The 1,221-nt window shown below is 39.1% G+C and carries 1 protein-coding gene; it reads right to left on the minus strand.

Features of this window, described 5'->3' with window-relative positions; genetic code table 11:
• Positions 1-93: 93 nt before the first annotated feature.
• The gene (locus GMJ66_RS20305; protein ID WP_156292127.1) at positions 94-1,038 is read right to left on the minus strand and encodes an LCP family glycopolymer transferase; all 945 of its coding nucleotides are present in this window, start codon (positions 1,036-1,038) and stop codon (positions 94-96) included.
• Positions 1,039-1,221 lie beyond the last annotated feature (183 nt).

Here is a 1,221-nt window from a genome sequence, read left to right on the forward strand (position 1 = left end):
TTTATTGTCTATTTTTAGGGGGGTTGACTACAGGCACCACTAGTAACACCCCAGCGAAAAACCCATGCACTTCTCCTGCATGGGCTCATCATATTAAGAATTCTTATCGTTTATCATATCATGCACTTTCGCAATTTCTTCATCTGGAACGACATAATAATAAACTCCATTGATTGTCGTTCCACTTCCTTGTAGCATATAACTATTAACCTCACGACGAACATTCGTATAATTTAACAGCAAGTCTTTCATATCTTCAAAGTCCATATTCGTTGTCATATTATTACCTAAAACATCGATAACCGGATTAATTTTATTAACAGATGCTACCTTTGCACCTTTATTCACAATACCTTCAATGACTTTCCGCTGACGTTCTGTACGGCCAAAATCTCCATCCGGATCCTGATAGCGCATACGCACATACCCCATTGTCTGCGGTCCATCTAATGTAATTTCCCCTTCTGTATAATGGAAGCCCTGTTCATAATATCCAGTGTCCACCCAATCCAGTTCATTATCAATAGTAATTCCACCAAGGACATCCACTAGATCTGATAAACCCTCCATATTAATTTGGACAAAATAATCCAGTTCAATATCCAGCATATCTTCCACCGTAGCGATGGACATATCCGCTCCGCCGTAAACAAACGCATGATTAATTTTATCCTCAAATTCCTTTCCTGAAATAATGGTTCTCGTATCACGAGGAATGCTGACGATTTGCATTTCATCATTTTTCGGGTTTAAGGTTAATACCATTAATGCATCGGAACGTCCCCTGTCACCACCACGCTTATCAACCCCAAGGAGGAGAATATTCAATGATTCCTGATTCGTAACTTTTTGTTTCACTACCTTTGAATCAATGCTGGTAACCTTTTCATGCATTCCGTCATTCACCGTTTCCTTCGCATGATCATAAATGGAAAAAGCATATGCTCCTACACCTATTACCCAGAGTAAAACGATTGCCAACACTCCGAAAATCACTTTTTGCCATAGTGGCCTTTTCTTTTTATTGTTTCTAGCCATTCTCATCTTCCCCTATTAGTTTAAGTTCAATTTACTTCCTGAAAATTCACACTGCAGCTATTCACACCAATTTCTCCATGCCCATCACCGTTTTTCCTAATCCGCCAAACTACCTAACTTTGAGACTATTATACTATTCACACAGGTGCCTGTAGTCACCCCCCCTAAAAATAGACAATAAAA

Origin of the sequence: Oceanobacillus salinisoli (genome assembly GCF_009733865.1) — a bacterium.
Lineage (GTDB): Bacteria > Bacillota > Bacilli > Bacillales > Amphibacillaceae > Oceanobacillus > Oceanobacillus salinisoli.

What these genes read in the sequence shown, in the direction of transcription:
- GMJ66_RS20305 (WP_156292127.1), bottom strand. Translation starts at nt 1,038, where the DNA reads ATGGCTAGAAACAATAAAAAGAAAAGGCCACTATGGCAAAAAGTGATT.